The sequence below is a fragment of the Streptomyces sp. NPDC006385 genome, from assembly GCF_040612485.1.
Taxonomy (GTDB): Bacteria; Actinomycetota; Actinomycetes; order Streptomycetales; family Streptomycetaceae; genus Streptomyces.
This window is the reverse complement of record NZ_JBEXQG010000007.1, coordinates 143,005-163,160: the sequence shown is the minus strand read 5'-3', so window position 1 is coordinate 163,160 and position 20,156 is coordinate 143,005. Positions and strand designations below refer to the sequence as shown.

At 71.7% G+C, this 20,156-nt stretch carries 22 protein-coding genes; 3 read left to right on the top strand and 19 right to left on the bottom strand.

Annotation, left to right across the window (positions count from 1 at the left end):
* Positions 1-60: 60 nt before the first annotated feature.
* The 3 genes from ABZ078_RS07965 to ABZ078_RS07955 are packed head-to-tail and all read right to left on the bottom strand — an operon-like array spanning position 61 to position 3,199.
* On the bottom strand, positions 61-861 hold the full coding sequence (locus ABZ078_RS07965) for a sugar phosphate isomerase/epimerase family protein (RefSeq protein WP_356572851.1): 801 nt from the start codon (positions 859-861) through the stop codon (positions 61-63).
* A gap of 32 nt (positions 862-893) precedes the next feature.
* Positions 894-2,045 (bottom strand): dihydrodipicolinate synthase family protein, encoded by a 1,152-nt coding sequence (locus ABZ078_RS07960; RefSeq protein WP_356572748.1) that lies wholly within the window; start codon positions 2,043-2,045, stop codon positions 894-896.
* Positions 2,042-3,199, bottom strand: a complete 1,158-nt coding sequence (locus ABZ078_RS07955; RefSeq protein WP_356572746.1) for a Gfo/Idh/MocA family oxidoreductase — start codon at positions 3,197-3,199, stop codon at positions 2,042-2,044. The genes ABZ078_RS07960 and ABZ078_RS07955 overlap by 4 nt, the downstream gene beginning before the upstream one ends.
* Before the next feature lie 272 nt (positions 3,200-3,471).
* Here ABZ078_RS07955 and ABZ078_RS07950 point away from each other — a divergent pair, with 272 nt between their 5' ends.
* Entirely contained in the window at positions 3,472-4,518 is a 1,047-nt protein-coding gene (locus ABZ078_RS07950; protein ID WP_356572744.1) for a LacI family DNA-binding transcriptional regulator, read from the top strand.
* Between the two features lie 184 nt (positions 4,519-4,702).
* Here ABZ078_RS07950 and ABZ078_RS07945 read toward each other — a convergent pair whose 3' ends face one another.
* The 16 genes from ABZ078_RS07945 to ABZ078_RS07870 all read right to left on the bottom strand — a co-directional run bounded on the left by ABZ078_RS07945 (position 4,703) and on the right by ABZ078_RS07870 (position 17,165).
* On the bottom strand, positions 4,703-5,101 hold the full coding sequence (locus ABZ078_RS07945; RefSeq protein WP_356572742.1) for a gas vesicle protein K: 399 nt from the start codon (positions 5,099-5,101) through the stop codon (positions 4,703-4,705).
* On the bottom strand, positions 5,085-5,291 hold the full coding sequence (locus ABZ078_RS07940) for a gas vesicle protein (protein WP_356572850.1): 207 nt from the start codon (positions 5,289-5,291) through the stop codon (positions 5,085-5,087). The genes ABZ078_RS07945 and ABZ078_RS07940 overlap by 17 nt, the downstream gene beginning before the upstream one ends.
* A 71-nt stretch (positions 5,292-5,362) precedes the next feature.
* Positions 5,363-6,172, bottom strand: coding sequence for a GvpL/GvpF family gas vesicle protein (locus ABZ078_RS07935; protein WP_356572740.1), 810 nt, complete (start codon positions 6,170-6,172; stop codon positions 5,363-5,365).
* 11 nt (positions 6,173-6,183) lie between these two features.
* Entirely contained in the window at positions 6,184-6,681 is a 498-nt protein-coding gene (locus ABZ078_RS07930; protein ID WP_356572738.1) for a gas vesicle protein, read from the bottom strand.
* Between the two features lie 35 nt (positions 6,682-6,716).
* Entirely contained in the window at positions 6,717-7,931 is a 1,215-nt protein-coding gene (locus ABZ078_RS07925) for an SRPBCC family protein (protein ID WP_356572736.1), read from the bottom strand.
* The gene (locus tag ABZ078_RS07920; RefSeq protein WP_356572734.1) at positions 7,924-8,469 is read right to left on the bottom strand and encodes an ABC transporter substrate-binding protein; all 546 of its coding nucleotides are present in this window, start codon (positions 8,467-8,469) and stop codon (positions 7,924-7,926) included. The genes ABZ078_RS07925 and ABZ078_RS07920 overlap by 8 nt, the downstream gene beginning before the upstream one ends.
* A gap of 89 nt (positions 8,470-8,558) precedes the next feature.
* The gene (locus ABZ078_RS07915; protein ID WP_356572733.1) at positions 8,559-8,822 is read right to left on the bottom strand and encodes a gas vesicle protein GvpG; all 264 of its coding nucleotides are present in this window, start codon (positions 8,820-8,822) and stop codon (positions 8,559-8,561) included.
* 50 nt (positions 8,823-8,872) lie between these two features.
* Positions 8,873-9,586, bottom strand: a complete 714-nt coding sequence (locus ABZ078_RS07910; protein WP_356572731.1) for a GvpL/GvpF family gas vesicle protein — start codon at positions 9,584-9,586, stop codon at positions 8,873-8,875.
* An 8-nt stretch (positions 9,587-9,594) separates the two neighbouring features.
* Positions 9,595-10,062 (bottom strand): gas vesicle structural protein GvpA, encoded by a 468-nt coding sequence (locus ABZ078_RS07905; RefSeq protein ID WP_356572729.1) that lies wholly within the window; start codon positions 10,060-10,062, stop codon positions 9,595-9,597.
* Positions 10,063-10,109: 47 nt separating this feature from the next.
* On the bottom strand, positions 10,110-10,442 hold the full coding sequence (locus ABZ078_RS07900; RefSeq protein WP_356572727.1) for a gas vesicle protein: 333 nt from the start codon (positions 10,440-10,442) through the stop codon (positions 10,110-10,112).
* 67 nt (positions 10,443-10,509) lie between these two features.
* Positions 10,510-10,941, bottom strand: a complete 432-nt coding sequence (locus ABZ078_RS07895) for a DUF937 domain-containing protein (protein WP_356572725.1) — start codon at positions 10,939-10,941, stop codon at positions 10,510-10,512.
* A gap of 295 nt (positions 10,942-11,236) precedes the next feature.
* Positions 11,237-11,626, bottom strand: a complete 390-nt coding sequence (gene rbsD / locus ABZ078_RS07890) for a D-ribose pyranase (protein WP_356572723.1) — start codon at positions 11,624-11,626, stop codon at positions 11,237-11,239.
* Positions 11,623-12,525: a ribokinase gene (rbsK, locus tag ABZ078_RS07885; protein WP_356572721.1), complete on the bottom strand. Its 903-nt coding sequence runs from the start codon at positions 12,523-12,525 to the stop codon at positions 11,623-11,625. Before rbsK ends, rbsD begins: the two co-directional genes overlap by 4 nt.
* A gap of 149 nt (positions 12,526-12,674) precedes the next feature.
* A complete protein-coding gene (locus tag ABZ078_RS07880) occupies positions 12,675-14,630 on the bottom strand; it encodes a substrate-binding domain-containing protein (protein WP_356572719.1) in 1,956 nt (651 codons plus the stop codon).
* The gene (locus ABZ078_RS07875) at positions 14,620-16,149 is read right to left on the bottom strand and encodes a sugar ABC transporter ATP-binding protein (protein ID WP_356572717.1); all 1,530 of its coding nucleotides are present in this window, start codon (positions 16,147-16,149) and stop codon (positions 14,620-14,622) included. The genes ABZ078_RS07880 and ABZ078_RS07875 overlap by 11 nt, the downstream gene beginning before the upstream one ends.
* On the bottom strand, positions 16,146-17,165 hold the full coding sequence (locus tag ABZ078_RS07870; protein WP_356572716.1) for a LacI family DNA-binding transcriptional regulator: 1,020 nt from the start codon (positions 17,163-17,165) through the stop codon (positions 16,146-16,148). The genes ABZ078_RS07875 and ABZ078_RS07870 overlap by 4 nt, the downstream gene beginning before the upstream one ends.
* 220 nt (positions 17,166-17,385) lie before the next feature.
* Here ABZ078_RS07870 and ABZ078_RS07865 point away from each other — a divergent pair, with 220 nt between their 5' ends.
* Both ABZ078_RS07865 and ABZ078_RS07860 read left to right on the top strand, forming a co-directional pair.
* Positions 17,386-17,751: a hypothetical protein gene (locus tag ABZ078_RS07865; protein WP_356572714.1), complete on the top strand. Its 366-nt coding sequence runs from the start codon at positions 17,386-17,388 to the stop codon at positions 17,749-17,751.
* A gap of 92 nt (positions 17,752-17,843) precedes the next feature.
* On the top strand, positions 17,844-20,093 hold the full coding sequence (locus tag ABZ078_RS07860; protein ID WP_356572712.1) for an ATP-dependent RecD-like DNA helicase: 2,250 nt from the start codon (positions 17,844-17,846) through the stop codon (positions 20,091-20,093).
* Positions 20,094-20,156: the final 63 nt, after the last annotated feature.

Here is a 20,156-nt window from a genome sequence, read left to right as displayed (position 1 = left end):
AGAAACGCCTCAAGAAGGCGTACGGCCGCCGGGGATCCCCCACCCCGGCGGCTCCCGCCGTCACCGGATCACGTGCTCCACGAACCGCTCCGCGGTCTCCGCCAGCACCTCGCGGCCGTCCCGGGCCCACAGCCCGTCGTTGAACAGCTCGACCTCGATGGCGCCGGCGTACCCGGCGGCCTCCACGTACCCCTTCCACTCCCGCATGTCGATCGCCCCGTCCCCGATCTGACCGCGCCCGGTGAGCACGCCCTCGGGCAGCGGCGTCGTCCAGTCGGCGAGCTGGAAGGTGTGGATACGGCCGGAGGCGCCCGCCCGTGCGATCTGCTCGGGCGCGGTGTCGTCCCACCAGATGTGGTACGTGTCCACCGTGACGCCGACCTGCCGGGCCGGGAAGCGTTCCGCGAGGTCCAGGGCCTGGGCCAGCGTCGACACCACGCAGCGGTCGGAGGCGTACATCGGGTGCAGCGGCTCGATGGCCAGCTTCACCCCGCGCTCCTCGGCGTACGGGCCCAGCTCGCCCAGCGCGTCGGCGATCCGCTCCCGGGCGCCGTGCAGGTCCCTGGAGCCGGCGGGCAGACCGCCGGACACCAGCACCAGGACGTCCGTGCCCAGCGTCGCCGCCTCGTCGACCGCCCGGCGGTTGTCGGCCAGCGCCTCGGCCCGCTCCTTCGGGTCGATCGCCGTGAAGAAGCCGCCGCGGCACAGGGTGGTGACGGTCAGGCCGGCGTCGCGGACCAGCTTGGCGGTCGCCTCCAGGCCGTGGGACTGGACGGGCTCGCGCCACAGGCCGACGTTCGTGATGCCCAACTGCCCGCAGGCGTCGGCCAGTTCCGGCATCGACAGCTGCTTGACCGTCATCTGGTTGATGGAGAAGCGTTCGAGTCCGGTGCTCACTGGGCCACTCCGTACAGGGCGAGCAGGGTGCGCATCCGCTCCTCCGCGAGCTTGGGGTCCGGGAACAGGCCGAGCCCGTCGGCGAGTTCGTAGGCGCGGGCGAAGTGCGGCAGGGAGCGGGCCGACTGGAGGCCGCCGACCATGGTGAAGTGCGCCTGGTGGCCGGCCAGCCAGGCCAGGAAGACCACGCCCGTCTTGTAGAAGCGGGTCGGGGTCTGGAAGAGGTGGCGGGACAACTCGACTGTCGGATCGAGGAGTTCGCGGAAGCCGGGCACGTTCCCCGTGTCCAGCACCCGCACCGCCTCGGCCGCCAGCGGCCCCAGCGGGTCGAAGATGCCGAGCAGGGCGTGGCTGAAGCCCTTCTCGTCGCCCGCGATCAGCTCGGGGTAGTTGAAGTCGTCACCCGTGTAGCAGCGCACGCCCTGCGGCAGCCTCCGCCTCAGGTCGATCTCGCGCTGGGCGTCCAGCAGCGACACCTTGATGCCGTCCACCTTGTCGGGGTGGGCGGCGATGACCTCCAGGAAGGTGTCCGTGGCCGCGTCCAGGTCGGACGAGCCCCAGTAGCCCTCCAGCGCCGGGTCGAACATCGGTCCAAGCCAGTGCAGGATCACGGGCTCGGCGGCCTGGCGGAGCAGGTGGCCGTAGACCTCCAGGTAGTCCTCGGGGCCGGAGGCGGCCGCGGCCAGCGCCCGCGAGGCCATCAGGATCGCCTGCGCCCCGCTCTCCTCGACGACGGCGAGCTGCTCCTCGTAGGCCGCCCGGACCTCGGCGAGCGAACCGGCGGCGATCTGGTCGGTGCCGACCCCGCAGGCGATGCGGCCACCGACCGCCTTCGCCTCGGCGGCGGACCGGCGGATCAGCTCGGCCGCGCCCGCCCAGTCCAGGCCCATCCCGCGCTGGGCGGTGTCCATGGCCTCCGCGACGCCGAGCCCGTGCGACCACAGGTGACGGCGGAAGGCGAGGGTGGCGTCCCAGTCGACGGCGGCGGGCGAGTCGGGCGACACGTCGGCGTACGGATCGGCGACCACATGGGCCGCCGAGAAGACCGTACGGGAGGTGAAGGGGGCGCCCGGGGTGAGGGCGAGCGGCTCGGTGCGCGGCTCGTACGCCCGCAGGCCGCCCTGGGCGTCGGGCAGTCGGATGGTCACGGCTGGATCTCCGGTACGTCGATGCGGCGGCCCTCGGCCGAGGACTTCAGGCCCAGCTCGGCGAGCTGGACGCCGCGGGCGCCGGCGAGGAGGTCCCAGTGGTAGGGGGCGTCGGCGTAGACATGCCGGAGGAACAGCTCCCACTGGGCCTTGAAGCCGTTGTCGAACTCGTCGTTGTCCGGGACCTCCTGCCACTGGTCGCGGAAGGAGTAGGTGGCCGGGATGTCCGGGTTCCAGACCGGCTTGGGGGTGAGGGAGCGGTGCTGGACGCGGCAGTCGCGCAGACCCGCGACCGCCGAGCCCTCGGTGCCGTCGACCTGGAACTCGACCAGCTCGTCCCGGTTGACGCGCACCGCCCAGGAGGAGTTGATCTGCGCGATCGCGCCGCCGTCCAGCTCGAAGATGCCGTACGCGGCGTCGTCGGCGGTGGCGTCGTAGGGCTTGCCGTTCTCGTCCCAGCGCTGCGGGATGTGGGTGGTGGCGATGGCCTGGACGGACTTCACGCGGCCGAACAGCTCGTGCAGCACGTACTCCCAGTGCGGGAACATGTCGACAACGATGCCACCGCCGTCCTCGGCACGGTAGTTCCAGGACGGGCGCTGGGCGGCCTGCCAGTCGCCCTCGAAGACCCAGTAGCCGAACTCGCCGCGCACGGACAGGATGCGGCCGAAGAAGCCGCCGTCGATGAGCCGCTTCAGCTTGAGCAGGCCGGGGAGGAACAGCTTGTCCTGGACGACACCGTGCTTGATGCCGGCCGCGTTCGCCAGGCGGGCGAGCTCCAGGGCGCCCTCCAGGCCCGTGGCCGTCGGCTTCTCGGTGTAGATGTGCTTGCCCGCGCCGATCGCCTTCTTGATCGCCTCCTCGCGGGCGGAGGTGACCTGGGCGTCGAAGTAGATGTCGACGCTCGGGTCGGCGAGGACCGCGTCCACGTCGGTCGAGATGTTCTCCGGGTCCAGGCCGTGCTGCTCGGCGAGCGCCTTGAGCGCGTGCTCGCGGCGGCCGACCAGGATCGGCTCCGGCCACAGCACGGTGCCGTCGCCGAGGTCGAGGCCGCCCTGCTCGCGGAGGGCCAGGATGGAGCGGACCAGGTGCTGGCGATAGCCCATGCGCCCGGTGACACCGTTCATGGCGATACGCACCGTCTTGCGTGTCACGTCATTCCCTTCGTACGCGGGGTCTGCGCCGCGTACCGCCCCGTCCTCCGACTGGTGAGCGTCACAGCAAGCGCTTTCTATAAGAGAAGAAGCTAGCCTCTGAGCAGCGGTCCGGACAAGACCGTGACAAGCCTGAGTTGTTCGAGGGGACGAACAACGGGGGGTTCTGGCCGTAAGGTCAGCTCGGCATACCTGGAACCGCGGGCCGCGGCGGCCTGTCTACGAGCACGTACGAGGTGGTACGACGAGATGCGCGACCGGAGGACGACGAGATGACGGTGACCCTGGCGGACGTGGCGGCCCGCGCCCAGGTCTCCCCCGCGACGGTGTCGCGCGTGCTGAACGGGAACTACCCCGTAGCCGCCTCCACCCGCGAGCGGGTGCTGCGCGCGGTGGACGAGCTGGACTACGTACTGAACGGTCCCGCGAGCGCGCTGGCCGCGGCCACGTCCGACCTGGTCGGCATCCTGGTCAACGACATCGCCGACCCCTTCTTCGGGATCATGGCGAGCGCGATCCAGTCGGAGATCGGCGGCCCGGGCGGCCGCGCGGGCGGCGAACGGCTGGCCGTGGTCTGCAACACCGGGGGCTCTCCCGAGCGTGAGCTGACGTACCTGACCCTGCTCCAGCGCCAGCGGGCGGCGGCGGTCGTGCTGACCGGCGGCGCCATGGAGGACGCCCCGCACGCGGCGGCGGTCGCGTCGAAGCTGCGGAAGCTGGCGGACGCCGGGACGCGGGTGGTGCTGTGCGGCCGGCCGCCGGCGCCCGACACCGGCGCGATCGCGCTGACCTTCGACAACCGCGGCGGCGGGCGCGAGCTGACCGAGCACCTGATCGGCCTGGGCCACCGGCGGCTGGGCTACATCGCCGGCCCGGAGGAGCGGACGACGACCCGGCACCGGCTGGAGGGCCACCGGGCCGCGCTTCAGGCGCACGGCATCGAGGAGGACGAGCGCTGGACGGTCTACGGCCGCTACGACCGGCAGTCCGGTTACGAGGCGACACTGGAACTGCTGCGCCGCGATCCGTCGCTGACGGCCGTGGTCGCCGCGAACGACTCCGTCGCGCTGGGGGCGTGCGCGGCGCTGCGGGACTCCGGGCTGCGGATTCCGCACGACGTGTCGGTGGCGGGCTTCGACGACCTTCCGTTCAGCATCGACGCGGTGCCTTCGCTCACGACGGTGAGGCTGCCGCTGTCGGAGGCGGGTGCTCGGGCCGGTCGGATAGCGATGGGGCGGGAGGAGCCGCCGCCCGGGGGGATCGCGACGATCCGGGGGGAGCTGATGGTTCGGGGGTCGTCCGGGGGGCCTCGGGGCTGAGCGGGGGATTCCGGGTTGCCGGACATGACCCGGCGGGTGGCATCCGCGAGTCGGCGATCGCCCTGGAGTCATGAAACCAAGGGTGACGTGGGGGAGTTCGGACGACCAGAGGCGGTTTCCGGTCGTCTCACCGGACGCCGGTCCGGCCTGGGGGTGGCTTCGAGGCGGCCCGACGGCCCCGCTGTCAGGGCGGAAGCAGGGGACCCAACGGGCCCAGATCGAGGTTGAGGTCGTCCAGGGTGAGGCCGTAGCGGTCGCACAGCTCGGTCATCCGGTCGTGGAGGAGCATCAGGGTCAGGCCCAGCCGTTCCTCCTGCTGCTCGGTCAGATCGCCCTGGTCGACGCGGTGCAGGGCCTGCCGCTCCATCAGCTGGCGCAGCAACTCGACGATGGTGAGGACCAGTTTGACCAGGTCCCGCTCCACGGTGTCGGGGTCGGTGCGCAGCCGGCGGGCGGCGGTCCGCCCGGTGGCCGGCGGGGCCATGTCGTCGGGGCGGGCGGGCAGCAGCGAGAACGCGCGGTGGGCGGCCCGCGCGACCTCACGCAGCCGGTCGGGGGGTGGGTGGTCAGCCGGGCCGGTCACCGCGATCCCCGTGTCCCGTGGGCGTCGGGTCCGGCAGGACGGGTGCCCACTGCTCCTCCATCTGCTCGCGGACGGCGACCACCACCGCGCGCAGCGAGATCCGCACCAGGTCGATGTCCGCGACCGACAGGACGACATCGCCGGTGAGGACGACGCCGCCGCTGAGCAACCGGTCGAGCAGGTCGATCAGCGCGACCTGGGGTCCGCCGAGGGGGCGGTCGTCGTCGTGCGAGCCGTGCGAGCCGTACGCGTCGTACGCGGTCACCGTGGTCGCGCCCTTTCCGGGGGTGCGGTGAAGGAGTACGGCGCCCAGGGGCCGGTGACCTCCACCCGTACGCCGGGCAGGTCGTCGGCCGCGTGCAGCATCCGGTCGCGGAACTCCTCGGACAGGCGGCGCGGTACGAGGTAGGCGTCGTTGGCGAGGTTCTCGCCGGGGACGCGGGCCAGGGTCCCTTGCTGGGGGCGGTGCCGGGCGCGCTCCACCGCCAGTCCGCGGGCCCGTTCCTCCGTGCGCCGCACGGCCTCCGCCGCGGCCCGCCGGGTGTCCTCGCGGGCTTGGTGGTGCTGTCGGCGGCGGCGCAGATACGCGCGTCCGGCGTCGGGTTCGGTGCCGGAGGCGCCGTGGCCCGCGGGGGAGGGCATGGGCGCGGGTGCGGAAGCGGACGGGAGCTCGGCGTAGACCTTCACGCCCCACTCCACATGGTCGTCGAACCGGTCCAGCAGCGCGCTGAAGACCTCCTGCCGTTCGCCCAGCATCCGCTCGACCCGGCTCTCGTCGAGGTACACGGTGGCCAGCCGCAGGGGAAGGACTGTGGTGCGGGCGGCGAGCGTCTCGATGACGTGGTGGTGGGCGCGGGCCGTCGACTCCAGCCAGGCGAGGTCCTCCAGGCGGGTCTTCAGAGCCGGCTCCGAGAACTCCTCCCCGGGGACGGCGCTGACCGCGGCGGCCACCGGGCCCGAGCGGACCAGGGTGACCGGTGCGCCCGCCACACCGCGGACGTCGGCCAGCGCCGCCTGTGCCGACCGCGCCGCCGTACCGGACGCACGGACGACGGCGTACGCGTAGCTCAACCGCTGTCCGTTCACGGCTCTCGGCCCCGGCCCTCGGTGTCGTCCCTCTTGCGCCGGGCGCGTCGCGGCTCCGCGCCGGGCTCGGGCTCGCTCTCCCGCGACCGGCGCCGGCCACCCGAGCCGCGTGCGGGCAACTCGCCCGCGGACTGCGCCTGCTCGGCCCGCTCCACCTTCTCGACCTTCTGGCGCAACTCCCTCACCTCGGCCCGCAGTCTCTCGTTCTGCTCCTCCAGGGTGCGTCCGCGGTCGGCGCGGGAGGAGAGCGCGGGATCGTGCTCCCACCAGTCGATGCCGATCTCCTTGGCCTTGTCGACCGAGGCCACCAGGAGACGGAGCTTGATGGTCAGCAGCTCGATGTCGAGCAGGTTGATCTTGATGTCGCCGACGATGACGATGCCCTTGTCGAGCACGCGTTCAAGGATGTCTGCGAGGTTCGCACCGGATCCCCCGCCGCCGTACGGGTACAGCCCCTGTGACGGCGTGGAACCGGTGGGGACGGGCTCGGTCACGGCACTCTCGACCTCGTTTCCCGGAGCACCGACGGTCACCCGCGGCGCCGACGCGTCGGGCGGGGTTCCTCGTCGGTGTTGTCGTAGCGGTCGTCAGGCTCTCGGTCTTCGTCCACCTCGTCGGTCCCGTCCTCGCCCTCTTGGTCTTCCTCGTCCTGGTCCTCTTCCTCCTCCTCGTCCTCCTCCCAGTCGTCCTCTTCGTCCTCTTCGTCCTCGTCGTCGTAGCGGTCTTCGAGATCCTCGTCCTCCTCGGTGTCCCGCTCCTCCGGCCCCTCGTCCTCCTGTTCGGCCCGGCTCTCCTCGGACTCCTCCGCCTCGACCTCCTCGGGCTCGCGGACCACCTCGCCCTCGTGGATCTCCCCGCGCCAGCCCCCGGTGGCCTCCCCGCGCATCATCACGAAGGTGCGGTAGAGCTTCAGATCGAGCCGGGCGCGCCGCCCCTGGGCCCGGAACAGTCCGCCGATCCGCTCGACCGGTCCCTTCGGGTAGTACCGCAGGACCAGCAGCACCTTGGTGAGATTGTCCGAGAGCGGGTGGAAGGTGACGACGCCCCTGGTGGTGGCGTGGTCCCCCTCGGACGTCCAGGCGATCCGCTCGTCGGGCACCTGCTCGGTGATGAAGCCACGCCAGCGCCTCTTCGACTTGGCGATCTTCACGTGCCACTTGGTCGTGGTGTCGTCCTCCTGCTCGACGCCGACGACGCCCTTGGCGAACCGGTCGAAGTCCTGGAACTGCGTCCACTGGTCGTACGCCTCGCGCACGGGGACGCCCACGTCGATGTCCTCGATGACGGTCACGCCCTTGCCCAGGCTGTCCGGGTTCATGTCGAAGCTCTTGGCGCCGCTCTCGTCAGGGCTTTCGTCCTCGCCCTCGTCATGGCGTCCCGGCCGTTTCGCGGTGGCGTCCCTGGCCTTGTCCAGCATCGTGTCCTTGGCGCCCAGCACCCGGTCCCTGGCGTGCGAGGCGGTGGAGGTCAGCGCAGCCGCCCCCGAGGGCAGGTGCCCGCCGAGCTTCCTGCCGCCCTTGGCCACCGCGGTGGCCAGCCCGCGCGGGCCGAGGTGGGCCTCGCCCAGCCGACGCGCCCCCTCGCCCATCCGGTGGCCCACGTCCTCCAGCATCAGCTGGACCCGGGCCTCGACATACCTCTCCAGCTCCTCCTTCAGCCGACCCGCGCCCGGCAGCCGCTCGCCGGCCTTCGTCGCCGTACCGGCGCCGCCCGCGCCGCGTCCGGCCGCCTCGCGCTCAGCCATCGTCCTGCCTCCTCGACCGTGCGGCGCCGCTGCCGCGCGAGCGGCTGCGCGAGGTGGGGGCCTTGCGCTTGCGGGGCCGCTCCTCGTCGGTTTCTCCGCGCGGCTCCTCGTCCGCCTCCTCGTCCGGTTCCGCCTCCTCGTCCGGTTCCGCCTCTTCCTCGGACTCTGCCGAATCCTCGGACTCTGCCTCTTCCTCGTCCTCGGGCTCCGCCTCGTCACGACCCGTGCCCCCCTCGTCCTGCCCCCGCGCCCGCTCCCGCAGCCCGGCGGTGCGTTCGTGCAGGGCGTCGGCCAGGCTGTCGGCCTTCGCCGTCAGGACCGAGGTCGCCGCCGCCTTACCGGCGTCCGTCAGCTCCGAACGCACCTGGTCGGTGAGGGTGTGCACGAAGGGGGACTCCTGCAGTGCCTTGCCGACCTGCCCGGGCTTGATGCGCGAGCCGGCGAGCAACGCGCCGAGGCCGATGGCGAGCTTCGCCTTCTTGGTCCGCCCCAGCACATAACCGCCCAGGAGAGCGGTGCCGATCTTGGCGTTGTTCATGACCTGTCTTCCCTCACGTTCTTCCGCGCCCACGCGTCAACAGCCGGCCCGCCGCCCCGCCCGCCCCGCCGGTTCCGCCCGACCTGCCGTCACAGCCCGCCCTGTCCGCCCCGCCGTAGCTGGTAGGCCCTGATCTCCTCCAACCGGTGCAGCAGTGCCTCCTCCTGCCGTGCGAACTCCTCGTCGTCGATCCGGCCCTCGGTCCACGCCCGTTCCAACTGCACGAGCGCCTCCTGCACGGGAGCGGGGTCGTAGTACTCGTCCTCGGCGGTCCGGACGACCTTGTCGAGCACCCAGCCGATACCCCGCACGGGAGCGAAGGGCAGCCCCAGAATCCCGGTGACCAGTCCCACGGCACCTCCTCGTGTTCACGTCTTCGGGGCACGGCCGCCCGCCGCGCCGTTCAGACGAAGCTGTACGGCGGCAACGGACCCCGCAGCCGCACCTCCACGCCCTCGCCGTAGCGGTCGGCCAGCTCCTGGCCGGTCCGGCCGAACTCCTCGGCACGGTCGTTCTCCACGAGGAAGGACGCGTTCACGAAGTACTGCTTCGACGGCTCCGCGACCTTCTCCGCCACCGCGAGCGGCCGCAGCGCGGCGACCACCTCCGCGGCGAGCGAGTCCTGGCGTGCCCGTACCTCCTGGGCCACCAACTGGCCGAGCGCCAGCCGGTCCTCGTACGTCCCGCCGCCCTCACGGGTCCGCTCGTTCAGCTCGCGGGCCCGCTCGTTCTCCGCAAGGACGGAACGCAGCACCGCGTCCTCGTCGAGGACGCCCTTGACGTTGAACTCCGCCCGCCCGGCCAGCTCGTCCAAGCGCTGCGCGAACAGCTGCGCCCGCTCCTCCAGCACGCCGCGCACGGCGGCCTCGTCCGCGGCGACGAACCCGAAGCTCAGCGGCAGGGTGGGGCCCTCGGCCCACAGCCGCTCCTGGACCTCGTGATGCGCCGACAGGTCCCGCCGGGCCACCGACAGGTCGTCGGGGGCCTCGCTGACCACGGCGCACAGGGAGTCGCCGCGCACGACGCGCACCTCACCGGGGGGATCGCCCACGCCCTTGGCGTCGCCCAGGTCCAGCGGATGCGTGGCCCTGGTGATCGCGTACACATACACGGACATCGGCTCGCTCACTCCTCCCGGTCCCGTGCGGAGCGGCGTGGAGAGCCGCGCTCGGAGCGCTCGCGCCGCTTCTCGCGCGTGCGCTCACGTTCGTCGTCCTCGTCACCGCCGCGCCCCTTGAGCGAGTCGGTGACCGCCTCGACCGCGCCGGTCAGCGCCCCTTTGCTCTTGCCGCGGGCGCCCCCTTCGACGGAGCCCTCGACGATGTCGGTGAGCTGCGAGGGCGCCTTGCGGCCCGACTCCAGATCCAGCCGGTTGCACGCCTCGGCGAAGCGCAGATACGTGTCGACGCTGGCGACGACCACCCGTGCGTCGATCTTCAGGATCTCGATGCCGACGAGGGAGACCCGTACGAACGCGTCGATGACGAGCCCCCGGTCGAGGACGAGTTCCAGCACGTCGTACAGGTTCCCCGACCCGCCGCCCGCGGGCGCGGGCACGCCTGCACCACCGTTGCCCTGTGGCACCACAGTCACGGTGTCTTCCCTTCCGGCCCGACTTCCCGGCGAAAGGGTGAGACGACCTAGCGGCCGTCCCTCCTGTCCACCTGCGCGCGCGGGTAGCGACGCCCGCGCTCGTACGCCAGCAGCTTCCCCTCCGGGTCCAGAACCACGTGGTAGCTGGCCATCACACTGGCCGTCTCGGGAATGCGTTCCAGCTCTACGACCTCGACGTCGGCTTTCCAGCCCTGATCCGTCGGCTTCAGCGAGGAAACCGACTCGGGAGCCCTCCCCAGCAGCTCACTGAGCTGATCGATCGCGAACCGCATCGCCTCGGCGGCGGACACCCGCGGCTGGGCGGGCGTCTGCCGTGATGAGGAGCGTTCCTCGCGCTGCTCGCGATCGCTCGTGATCATTCACCTTCTCGCTCTGTTCCTCAATCATGGGCCTCTCGTACAGCGGACGCCACTTCTCCCGGACGGGTCACGCCACTTCTCTCGTGCGGCGAAGCACCGTCTGCCCCGTCCGCTGCCGCCCGGCCGCCCGCTTCGTGAGCACCGCGAGCACCACCGGGACCACCATCTCCACCACCCGGGCCACCGCACCCGCCGGCAGCCCCGTCCTGCGCGCCACCTCGTCGGCGACCGGCTCGGCCTCCTCGGCCAGCAGCCCGGCCATGAGACCGCCCGTGGCGAAGCCGCCCAGCGTGGCGACACCGGTGAGCGGGGCGTCGTGCGGAGTGGCGACGGCCTCCGCCTCGTCGGACAGCGCCGACACCGTCGTACCGACCATCTGCCGGGCCCCGGCCTCGTCCGTGCCGAGCAGCTCCGCGATGTGCCCGATCCGCTCGTCGCCGAGTTCGTCGAGTACGTCGTCCTGGAGTGACGTGAGCGGGTTCTCTGCTACCTCTGACATGTCTGAAACGCTACGTCTGCCCCGATTGGCTGGCACGTCGAAGCGCGTCGAACGGCGCCGAAAGTGTGCCGAAGGGGAGCCGAAGCCGTGCCGAAGGAGAGTCGAAGGAGAGTCGAAGGGGAGTGGAAAAAACTCTCGGAGACCGTGCAACCCTTCCCGGACCTCGCGGGTCGTACTTGGCGTCAGGACTCTTGGAGGGGGATCTGGGGGGATCGCGGGGGTTCTGACGGGAGGGGAAGCGCGAGGGGCCCGGTCGACGGACCGGGCCCCTCGAAACGTCTGCGCGGCCCGCGCGTCAGAAGAACACCCCGCAGCGCAGCAGCACATTCGCGTACGGTCGCGCCTCCCCGGTCCGCACGACGAGCCGCGCCCCGGCCGACAGCTCCTTGAGCCGCTCGTGCGGGACCAGCTCCAGCTCGGGAAACTCCTTCTCCAGCAGCGCGGCCGCCGCCGGATTCGCCGCGCGCACCTCCGCGGCCGCCGTCGCCCCCTCGACCGCCAGCTCGGCCAGCAGACCGTCCAGCACCACGGCGAACGACGGCACCCCGGCCCGGAAGGCCAGGTCCACGACCCGGGGGCCGTCCGGTATCGGCATGCCCGCGTCACACACCAGCACCCCGTCGCCGTGGCCCAGTTCGGCCAGGGCGCCGGAGAGATGACGGTTCAGGATTCCGGCCTTCTTCACGGGGCCTCGACCTCCGCCGCCGTGGGGAAGGACTCCTGGGCGCCCTTCTTCGTGACGGCCGCCGCCCCGACCCGGGCCGCGTACGCCGCAGCGTCGGCCAGGGACGAACCCGCCCCGAGCCGGAAGGCCAGCGCGGCCGTGAACGCGTCGCCCGCGCCCGTCGTGTCCACCGCGTCCACCTTCACGGACGGCACCCGCGTCACCCCCTGGGCGGAGGCCACCAGCGCGCCCTGCGCCCCCAGGGTCACGACCACCGACCGAGGGCCCTTGGCCAGCAGGACCCGCGCCCAGTCCTCCGGCGTCTCGCCCACCGCGGAGTCGCCGAGGATCACCTTCGCCTCGTGCTCGTTCACGATGAGCGGGTCGCAGGCCGCCAGCACCTCGCCCGGCAGCGGGCGGGGCGGGGACGGGTTGAGCACGAAGCGGCTGCCGGCCGCCAGGCTGCGCACCACCTCGACGACCGTCTCCAGCGGGATCTCCAGCTGTGCCGACACCACCCGCGACGCCTGGAAGAGGCTCGCGGCGGCCCGTACGTCGTCCGGGGTGAGCCGTCCGTTGGCCCCCGGCGAGACCACGATGCTGTTGTCCCCGGACGGGTCCACCGTGATCAGCGCGACGCCGGTCGGCGCGTCACCGACCAGGACGCCCACCGTGTCCACGCCGGCCGCCCGCTGCGAGTCGAGCAGCAGCCGGCCGTGCGCGTCGTCGCCGACCCTGGCCAGCAGGGCCGTACGGGCACCGAGCCGGGCGGCCGCGACCGCCTGGTTCGCGCCCTTGCCGCCCGGGTGGACGGCCAGGTCGGAGCCGAGCACGGTCTCGCCGGCACCCGGCCGACGCTCGACGCCGATCACCAGGTCGGCGTTGGCCGACCCTACGACCAGCAGGTCGTAGTCGTACATGAGAGTGCTCCCCTGTCAGATCCCCGTAGTGAATCCCCGTGCAGTGAATCCCCGCGCTGACGTGCGGCGGACGGCCGCCGCTCGGCATCGGGCCGGGACACGGCCCATGCTCCTGCAACGACCGGCCGCCTGCGCGCCGTTCGCCGATGTCAGCCGCCGAAGCCGGCCACGTTCTGCTTCGTGACCACCTTCACCGGCACCTTCACCGTCTCCTGGACCTTCTTGCCCTCGGCCGCCCGCACCGCGTTGTCGACCGCGATCTTCCCGAGCTCCTTGGGCTGCTGCGCGACGGAGGCGTACAGCGTCCCCGCCTCGACCGCCTTCAGGCCGTCCGGAGTGCCGTCGAAGCCGACCACCTGGACCGACTTCCCGGCCCTCGACCCCAGCGCCTTGATCGCGCCCAGCGCCATCTCGTCGTTCTCGGCGAAGACGCCGTCGATGTCCGGGTGGGCCTGGAGGAGGTTGGTCATGACGTCGAGGCCCTTGGTGCGGTCGAAGTCGGCCGGCTGCTTGGCGACGACCTTGATACCCGGGTATGCCTTCAGGCCCTCGGCGAAGCCCGCGCCGCGCTCACGGCTGGCGGACGTGCCGGCCTGGCCCTGCAGGATCACGATGGTGCCCTTGCCGCCCAGCTTCTCGGCGAGCGCCTTGGCGCCCAGCTCGCCGCCCTCGACGTTGTCGGAGGCCACCAGAGCCGCCGTGTCCGCCTTGTTGACGCCGCGGTCGACGCCCACCACCGGGATGTCGGCCTTGTTGGCCGCCCGGACCGACGGGCCCGCCGCGTCCGAGTCCACCGGGTTGACGATGATCGAGCCGACGCCCTCGGACGTGAAGTTCTGCACCTGGTTGGCCTGCTGCGAGGCGTCGTTCTGCGCGTCGGTGACCGTCAGGTCGACGCCCAGCCTCTTCGCCTCCGCCTCCGCGCCGGCCCGGATCTGCACGAAGAACGGGTTGTTGAGGGTCGACAGCGACAGGCCGACCTTCTGCGTCGTCGCCGACGAGGAGCCGCCGTGCAGGAAGGACGTGGCCCCCACGATCGCGGCCGCGACCACGGCCGCGAGGACGTACGTCGCCGCCTGCTTGCCCCGGCTGCCGGGCGCTCCGGCACCGGCCGCCGCGGGCGTCGCCCCGGCCTTGCGCCGCACCGTGTCCAGCAGCACCGCCAGCGCGATGACGACGCCGATGACGACCTGCTGCCAGAAGGCGGACACCGAAAGGAGGTTGAGGCCGTTGCGCAGCACCGCCAGGATCAGCGCGCCGATCAGCGTGCCGGACGCCTTGCCGGTGCCGCCCGCCAGCGAGGCGCCGCCGATGACGACCGCCGCGATGGCGTCGAGCTCGTAGCCCTGCGCGGCCTGCGGCTGCGCGGAGGACAGCCGGGCGGCGAGGACGATGCCCGCGGCGGCGGCGAACAGACCGGAGAGGGCGTAGATCGCGAGCTTCTGCTTCTTCACGCGCAGACCGGAGAGGCGGGCCGCCTCCTCGTTGCCGCCGATCGCGTACATCGAGCGGCCGATGTACGTCCGCCCCAGCACGAACGCCGTGATCAGCCCCATGCCGACCATCACGAGCACCGGCACCGGCAGCCAGCCGCCGAGGGCGTCGCCGAGGCGCGAGACCGAGTCGGGCAAGGCGATCGGGGAGCCCTGGGAGATCACCAGGGACAGGCCGCGGGCCACCGACAGCATGGCCAGCGTCGCGATGAACGGCGGGAGCTTGCCGTACGAGATCAGGAAGCCGTTGACCAGGCCGCACGCTATGCCGGTCGCGACGGCCAGCAGGACGGCGAGGAAGACCGGCACGCCCTCGGACGTGGCGCTCCAGGCGAGGACGGTGGCCGACAGGGCGGCGACCGAGCCGACCGACAGGTCGATGCCCGCCGAGACGATGACGAAGGTCACGCCGAAGGCGAGGATGGCGGTCACGGCCGCCTGGATACCGACGTTGAGGAGGTTGTCGGCCGTCAGGAAGTCGCCGGACAGCGCCGACATCGCGACGACGAGGACGATGAGCGCGGTGAGCGCGCCGTTGTCGAGCAGGAGGCGGCGCAGGCCGCCCGAGGCGTCACGCGCGCCCGCCGAGCTCTTGAGCGTGTCAGTGGCCACGGGTGGCCTCCGTTCCGGTCTTGTCGTGGGTGGGAGAACTGACGGCGAGCGCCATCACGGCGTCCTGGGTCGCCTCGTCGGCCGTGAGCTCGCCCGCGATCCGGCCCTGGGCCATGACCAGGACCCGGTCGCTCATGCCGAGGACCTCCGGCAGATCGCTGGAGATCATGAGCACGGCGGCGCCCTGTGCGGTGAGTTCGTTGATGAGCTGGTAGATCTCGACCTTGGCGCCGACGTCGATCCCGCGCGTCGGCTCGTCCAGGATCAGCACCCTGGTGTCGGCCAGCAGCCACTTGCCGATGACGACCTTCTGCTGGTTGCCGCCGGACAGTGTCCGCACATGCTGCCCGAGTCCCGCCATCCGCACCCCGAGCTGCCCCGCGATCCTCGCGGCGGCCGCGCGCTGCCCCTTGAGGTCGACGAGCCCCGCGCGCGTGGCCGAACGCAGCGTCACCAGCCCGAGGTTCTCCTCGACGGACGCGTCCAGCACCAGGCCCTGGCCCTTGCGGTCCTCGGGGACGAGCCCGATCCCCGCGGTCATCGCCGCGTTGACGTCGTGTCTGGCGATCGAACTGCCGGCGACCTTCACGGTGCCCTTGTCGTACGGGTCGGCCCCGAACACCGCCCGCACGACCTCCGTACGACCGGCGCCGACCAGCCCCGCGATGCCGACCACCTCACCGGCGTGCACCTCGAAGCTGACGTCGTGGAAGACGCCGTCCCTGGTCAGCCCCTCGACGGTGAGCAACGCGGCGCCCTTGTCGGGCCGTTCGCGCGGGTACTGCTGCTCGATCGAGCGGCCCACCATGAGCCGTACGAGCTCGTCCTCGGGTGTCGACGCCGGCACCTGCCCGACGCTCCTGCCGTCCCGGATGACCGTGACCCGGTCGCCCAGGGCGGCGATCTCCTCCAGATGGTGGGTGATGAAGACGATCCCGACGCCGTCCTCGCGCAGTCTGCGCACGATCGCGAACAGCTTCTCGACCTCCTCGGAGGTCAGCACGGCGGTCGGCTCGTCCATGATCAGCACGCGCGCGTCCAGGCTGAGTGCCTTGGCGATCTCGACCATCTGGAGGCGCGCGATGCCGAGTTCGCGGACACGCGCGCGTGGTGAGACGTTCACGCCCACGCGCGCGAGGAGGACCTCGGCGTCGGCCTCCATCCTCTTCCGGTCGATCATCCCGAAGCGGCGCGGCTGGCGCCCCAGGAAGATGTTCTCGGCGACCGTCAGATCGGGTACGAGGTTGAACTCCTGGTAGATGGTGGCGATCCCGAGGCGCTCGGAGTCCTGCGCACCGTGGATGCGCGTCTCCTCGCCGCCGACCAGGATCCGCCCGGCGTCGGGCGTGTGGGCACCGGAGAGCATCTTGATCAGGGTGCTCTTGCCCGCGCCGTTCTCACCGAGCAGCACATGCACCTCGCCCCGGCGCAGGTCGAAGTCGACACCGTCCAGCGCGACCACGCCCGGGAAGGTCTTCCGTATGCCCTCGATGCGCAGCAACTCGTCCGGGTTGCTCACGACGTGCTCCTTTGCACTGGGGTGGGGTTCTCGCCGCACGAGCGGCGTACGACGAGACGGGCGGGGAGGGTGACGGACTCGCCGGGCCGCCCCTCGATGCGGTCGACCAGGGCCCGTACGGCGGCCCGGCCCAGCTCGCCCGTCGGCTGGGCGATCGCGGTGACCGGCGGATCGGTGTGCACGAACCACGGGATGTCGTCGAACGCGGCGAGCGCCAGGTCGTCCGGCACCCGCAGCCCACGCGCGCGTACGGCGTCCAGCGCGCCGAGCGCCATCAGGTTGTCGGCCGCGAAGACGACCTCGGGCGGCTCCGGCAGGTCCAGGAACCCCTCGGTGACCCGGCGCCCGCTCTCGGCCTGGAAGTCGCCCTGGCCTATGTAGGCGGCGGGGAGTTCGAGCCCGTGCGCGCCGAGCGCCTCCCGGAAGGCTTCGACGCGCTCGCGCCCGGTCGTGGTCGCCGCCGGTCCCGCGATGATCGCGAGCCGCCGGTGCCCGAGCCCGTGCAGATGCGCCACCAGGTCCCGTACCGCACCGCGCCCGTCCGCCCGCACCACCGGCGCCTCCACGCCCGGGATCCACCGGTCCACGAAGACCATCGGCGTCCCCGCCCGCGCGGCGTCCAGCATCAGCGGGGAACCGCCGTCGGTGGGGGAGACCAGCAGGCCGTCGATCCGGCGGTCCAGCAGGTTCCGTACGTGATGGTCCTGGAGGTCGGGACGCTCGTCGGCGTTGCCGATGATCACGCTGTAGCCGAGCGCCCGGGCCTCCTCCTCGACGGAGCGGGCCAGCTCGGTGAAGTAGGGGTTCATCACGTCACTGATGACCAGGCCGAGGGTGTGGGTCTGGTCGGTGCGCAGAGAGCGGGCGACGGCGTTCGGGCGGTAGCCCAGGGCCTCGACGGCGGCCAGCACGCGCGTGCGTGCCTCGGCGCTGACCGACGGATGGTCGTTCAGGACGCGCGAGACCGTGGCGACGGAGACGCCCGCCTCGGCAGCGACGTCCTTGATGCTCGCCATCGCCGCTCCACCTCCTTGTGGATCGTGCAGGGGGTCGATGCTCGTGGAATCGATTACATCGACGTGTACGGAGGATTGGAATCGATTACACGGCCGTTGATCAAGCCCTCAACCACATCCCGAGACCGGATCGTGATGTCGCGGGGCGGCCCGGGGCGGTCCAGTCTGGAAGTGCGGGGGTCGTTTCCTCGGGGCCCATGCGGGCCGGAGCGGAGGAGCCATGACTGCGGCGGCTCGGAATGACGTCCCTGTCGCGATGGAAGGCGACGGCGTGGAGTTGCGCATCAAGCCCATCGGCGGCGGGATGTCGGTCGGCTACATACGCCTGCCGCAGGGCACGGACATGGGCCCGGCCCTGAAGGGCATGCCCGACGACGCGTGCCAGTGCCCGCACTGGGGCTACCTGCTCAAAGGGCGGCTGGTGATGCACACGGCCGAGGGCGAGCACACGTACGAGGCGGGACAGGCCTACTACTGGGCGCCCGGCCATGTGCCCGTCGCCCTGGAGGACTGCGAGTTCGTGGAATTCTCGCCGACGGAGGACTTCCAGAAGGTGATCGACCACGTGGCGTCCCAGGCCGGGTGACGGCCGGGCGGCGGCGGGGCAGGCGGCCGGCCCGGCGGCCGCTGTGTCCACAGGCCGTCCACGTTGTCGGACCCGGGCGGTAGCGTCGGATCATGTCCAATCAGGCGGGGAGCGGCGAGCGGCGACTGGCGGTACTCGAAGGCGTCCTGGAGCGCATCACGTACGCCAACGAGGAGAACGGCTACACGGTCGCCCGCGTCGACACCGGCCGAGGCGGCGGCGACCTCCTCACGGTCGTCGGCGCGCTGCTCGGCGCCCAGGTCGGCGAGTCGCTGCGGATGGAGGGCCGCTGGGGCTCCCACCCGCAGTACGGCAAGCAGTTCACCGTCGAGAACTACACGACCCTCCTGCCGGCCACGGTCCAGGGCATCCGCCGCTACCTCGGCTCCGGCCTGGTCAAGGGCATCGGCCCGGTCTTCGCCGACCGCATCACCCAGCACTTCGGCCTGGACACCCTCAAGATCATCGAGGAGGAGCCCAAACGGCTCATCGAGGTGCCCGGCCTCGGCCCCAAGCGCACCAAGAAGATCGCCGACGCCTGGGAGGAGCAGAAGGCGATCAAGGAGGTCATGCTCTTCCTGCAGACCGTCGAGGTGTCGACGTCGATCGCGGTGCGCATCTACAAGAAGTACGGCGACGCCTCGATCTCGGTCGTCAAGAACCAGCCGTACCGGCTGGCGGCCGACGTCTGGGGCATCGGCTTCCTCACCGCCGACAAGATCGCCCAGTCCGTCGGCATCCCGCACGACAGCCCGGAGCGCGTGAAGGCGGGCCTGCAGTACGCGCTGTCGCAGGCCACCGACCAGGGCAACTGCTACCTGCCTGAGGAGCGGCTCATCGCGGACGCGGTGAAGCTGCTCCAGGTCGACACGGGGCTGGTCATCGAGTGCCTCGCGGAGCTGGCCCAGGTCCCCGAGGACGGCGGCGACCCCGGTGTCGTATGGGAGAAGGTCCCCGGCCCCGACGGCGACTCGGAACCGGTCACCGCCGTCTACCTGGTCCCCTTCCACCGGGCCGAACTCTCCCTGTCCGCCCAGCTGTTGCGCCTGCTGCGCACGGACGAGGACCGGATGCCGGGCTTTCGCGACGTGGCCTGGGACAAGGCGCTGGGCTGGCTGCGGGGCCGTACGGGCGTGGACCTGGCCCCCGAGCAGGAGGCCGCCGTCAAGCTGGCGCTGACGAAGAAGGTCGCCGTCCTCACCGGCGGACCCGGCTGCGGCAAGTCCTTCACCGTGCGCTCGATCGTGGAGCTGGCCCGCGCCAAGAAGGCCAGGGTCGTGCTCGCCGCCCCCACCGGCCGCGCCGCCAAGCGCCTCGCCGAACTCACCGGCGCCGAGGCGTCCACCGTCCACCGCCTCCTGGAGCTCAAGCCCGGCGGCGACGCGGCCTACGACAGGGACCGTCCGCTCCAGGCGGACCTGGTGGTGGTCGACGAGGCGTCCATGCTGGACCTGCTGCTCGCCAACAAGCTGGTCAAGGCCGTACCGCCGGGCGCCCATCTGATCTTCGTCGGGGACGTGGACCAGTTGCCCAGCGTCGGCGCCGGGGAGGTCCTGCGGGACCTCCTGGCCGAGGGCGGCCCGATCCCGGCCGTGCGTCTCACGCGCGTGTTCCGCCAGGCCCAGCAGTCGGGCGTGGTGACGAACGCCCACCGGATCAACGCCGGGCAGCACCCCGTCACCGACGGCATGAAGGACTTCTTCCTGTTCGTCGAGGACGACACGGAGGCCGCCGGACGCCTCACCGTGGACGTGGCCGCCCGTCGGATTCCGGCCAAGTTCGGCCTGGACCCGCGCCGGGACGTCCAGGTCCTGGCCCCCATGCACCGGGGGCCGGCCGGCGCGGGCACCCTGAACGGCCTGCTCCAGCAGGCCGTCACCCCAGGACGCCCCGATCTGCCGGAGAAGCGGTTCGGCGGCCGGGTCTTCCGTGTCGGCGACAAGGTCACCCAGATTCGCAACAATTACGAGAAAGGGAAGAACGGCGTCTTCAACGGCACCGTGGGCGTGGTCACCTCGCTCGACCCGGTCGACCAGCGCCTGACGGTGCTGACGGACGAGGACGAGGAGGTTCCGTACGAGTTCGACGAACTGGACGAACTGGCGCATGCGTACGCGGTGACGATCCACCGTTCACAGGGAAGTGAATATCCCGCAGTGGTGATCCCCGTCACCACCGGAGCGTGGATGATGCTCCAGCGGAACCTGCTGTACACGGCGGTGACCCGCGCCAAGCGGCTGGTCGTCCTCGTGGGTTCACGCAAGGCGATCGGTCAGGCGGTGCGCACGGTGTCGGCGGGCCGGCGCTGCACGGCGCTCGACCACCGGCTCCGGGGCGCTTGACCTGTTTTCCGTCCCGCCATGACCCACCCCCCTGACCTGCCGGTTCGCGAGGCATCGAAAAAA

Excerpts from the sequence above, each read along its gene's own strand:
- ABZ078_RS07965 (WP_356572851.1), bottom strand. The coding sequence starts at position 861 with ATGACGGTCAAGCAGCTGTCGATGCCGGAACTGGCCGACGCCTGCGGG.
- ABZ078_RS07950 (WP_356572744.1), top strand. The coding sequence starts at position 3,472 with ATGACGGTGACCCTGGCGGACGTGGCGGCCCGCGCCCAGGTCTCCCCC.
- ABZ078_RS07925 (WP_356572736.1), bottom strand. The coding sequence starts at position 7,931 with ATGGCTGAGCGCGAGGCGGCCGGACGCGGCGCGGGCGGCGCCGGTACG.
- ABZ078_RS07920 (WP_356572734.1), bottom strand. The coding sequence starts at position 8,469 with ATGAACAACGCCAAGATCGGCACCGCTCTCCTGGGCGGTTATGTGCTG.
- ABZ078_RS07910 (WP_356572731.1), bottom strand. The coding sequence starts at position 9,586 with ATGTCCGTGTATGTGTACGCGATCACCAGGGCCACGCATCCGCTGGAC.
- ABZ078_RS07900 (WP_356572727.1), bottom strand. The coding sequence starts at position 10,442 with ATGATCACGAGCGATCGCGAGCAGCGCGAGGAACGCTCCTCATCACGG.
- ABZ078_RS07895 (WP_356572725.1), bottom strand. The coding sequence starts at position 10,941 with ATGTCAGAGGTAGCAGAGAACCCGCTCACGTCACTCCAGGACGACGTA.
- rbsK (WP_356572721.1), bottom strand. The coding sequence starts at position 12,525 with ATGTACGACTACGACCTGCTGGTCGTAGGGTCGGCCAACGCCGACCTG.
- ABZ078_RS07870 (WP_356572716.1), bottom strand. The coding sequence starts at position 17,165 with ATGGCGAGCATCAAGGACGTCGCTGCCGAGGCGGGCGTCTCCGTCGCC.
- ABZ078_RS07865 (WP_356572714.1), top strand. The coding sequence starts at position 17,386 with ATGACTGCGGCGGCTCGGAATGACGTCCCTGTCGCGATGGAAGGCGAC.
- ABZ078_RS07860 (WP_356572712.1), top strand. The coding sequence starts at position 17,844 with ATGTCCAATCAGGCGGGGAGCGGCGAGCGGCGACTGGCGGTACTCGAA.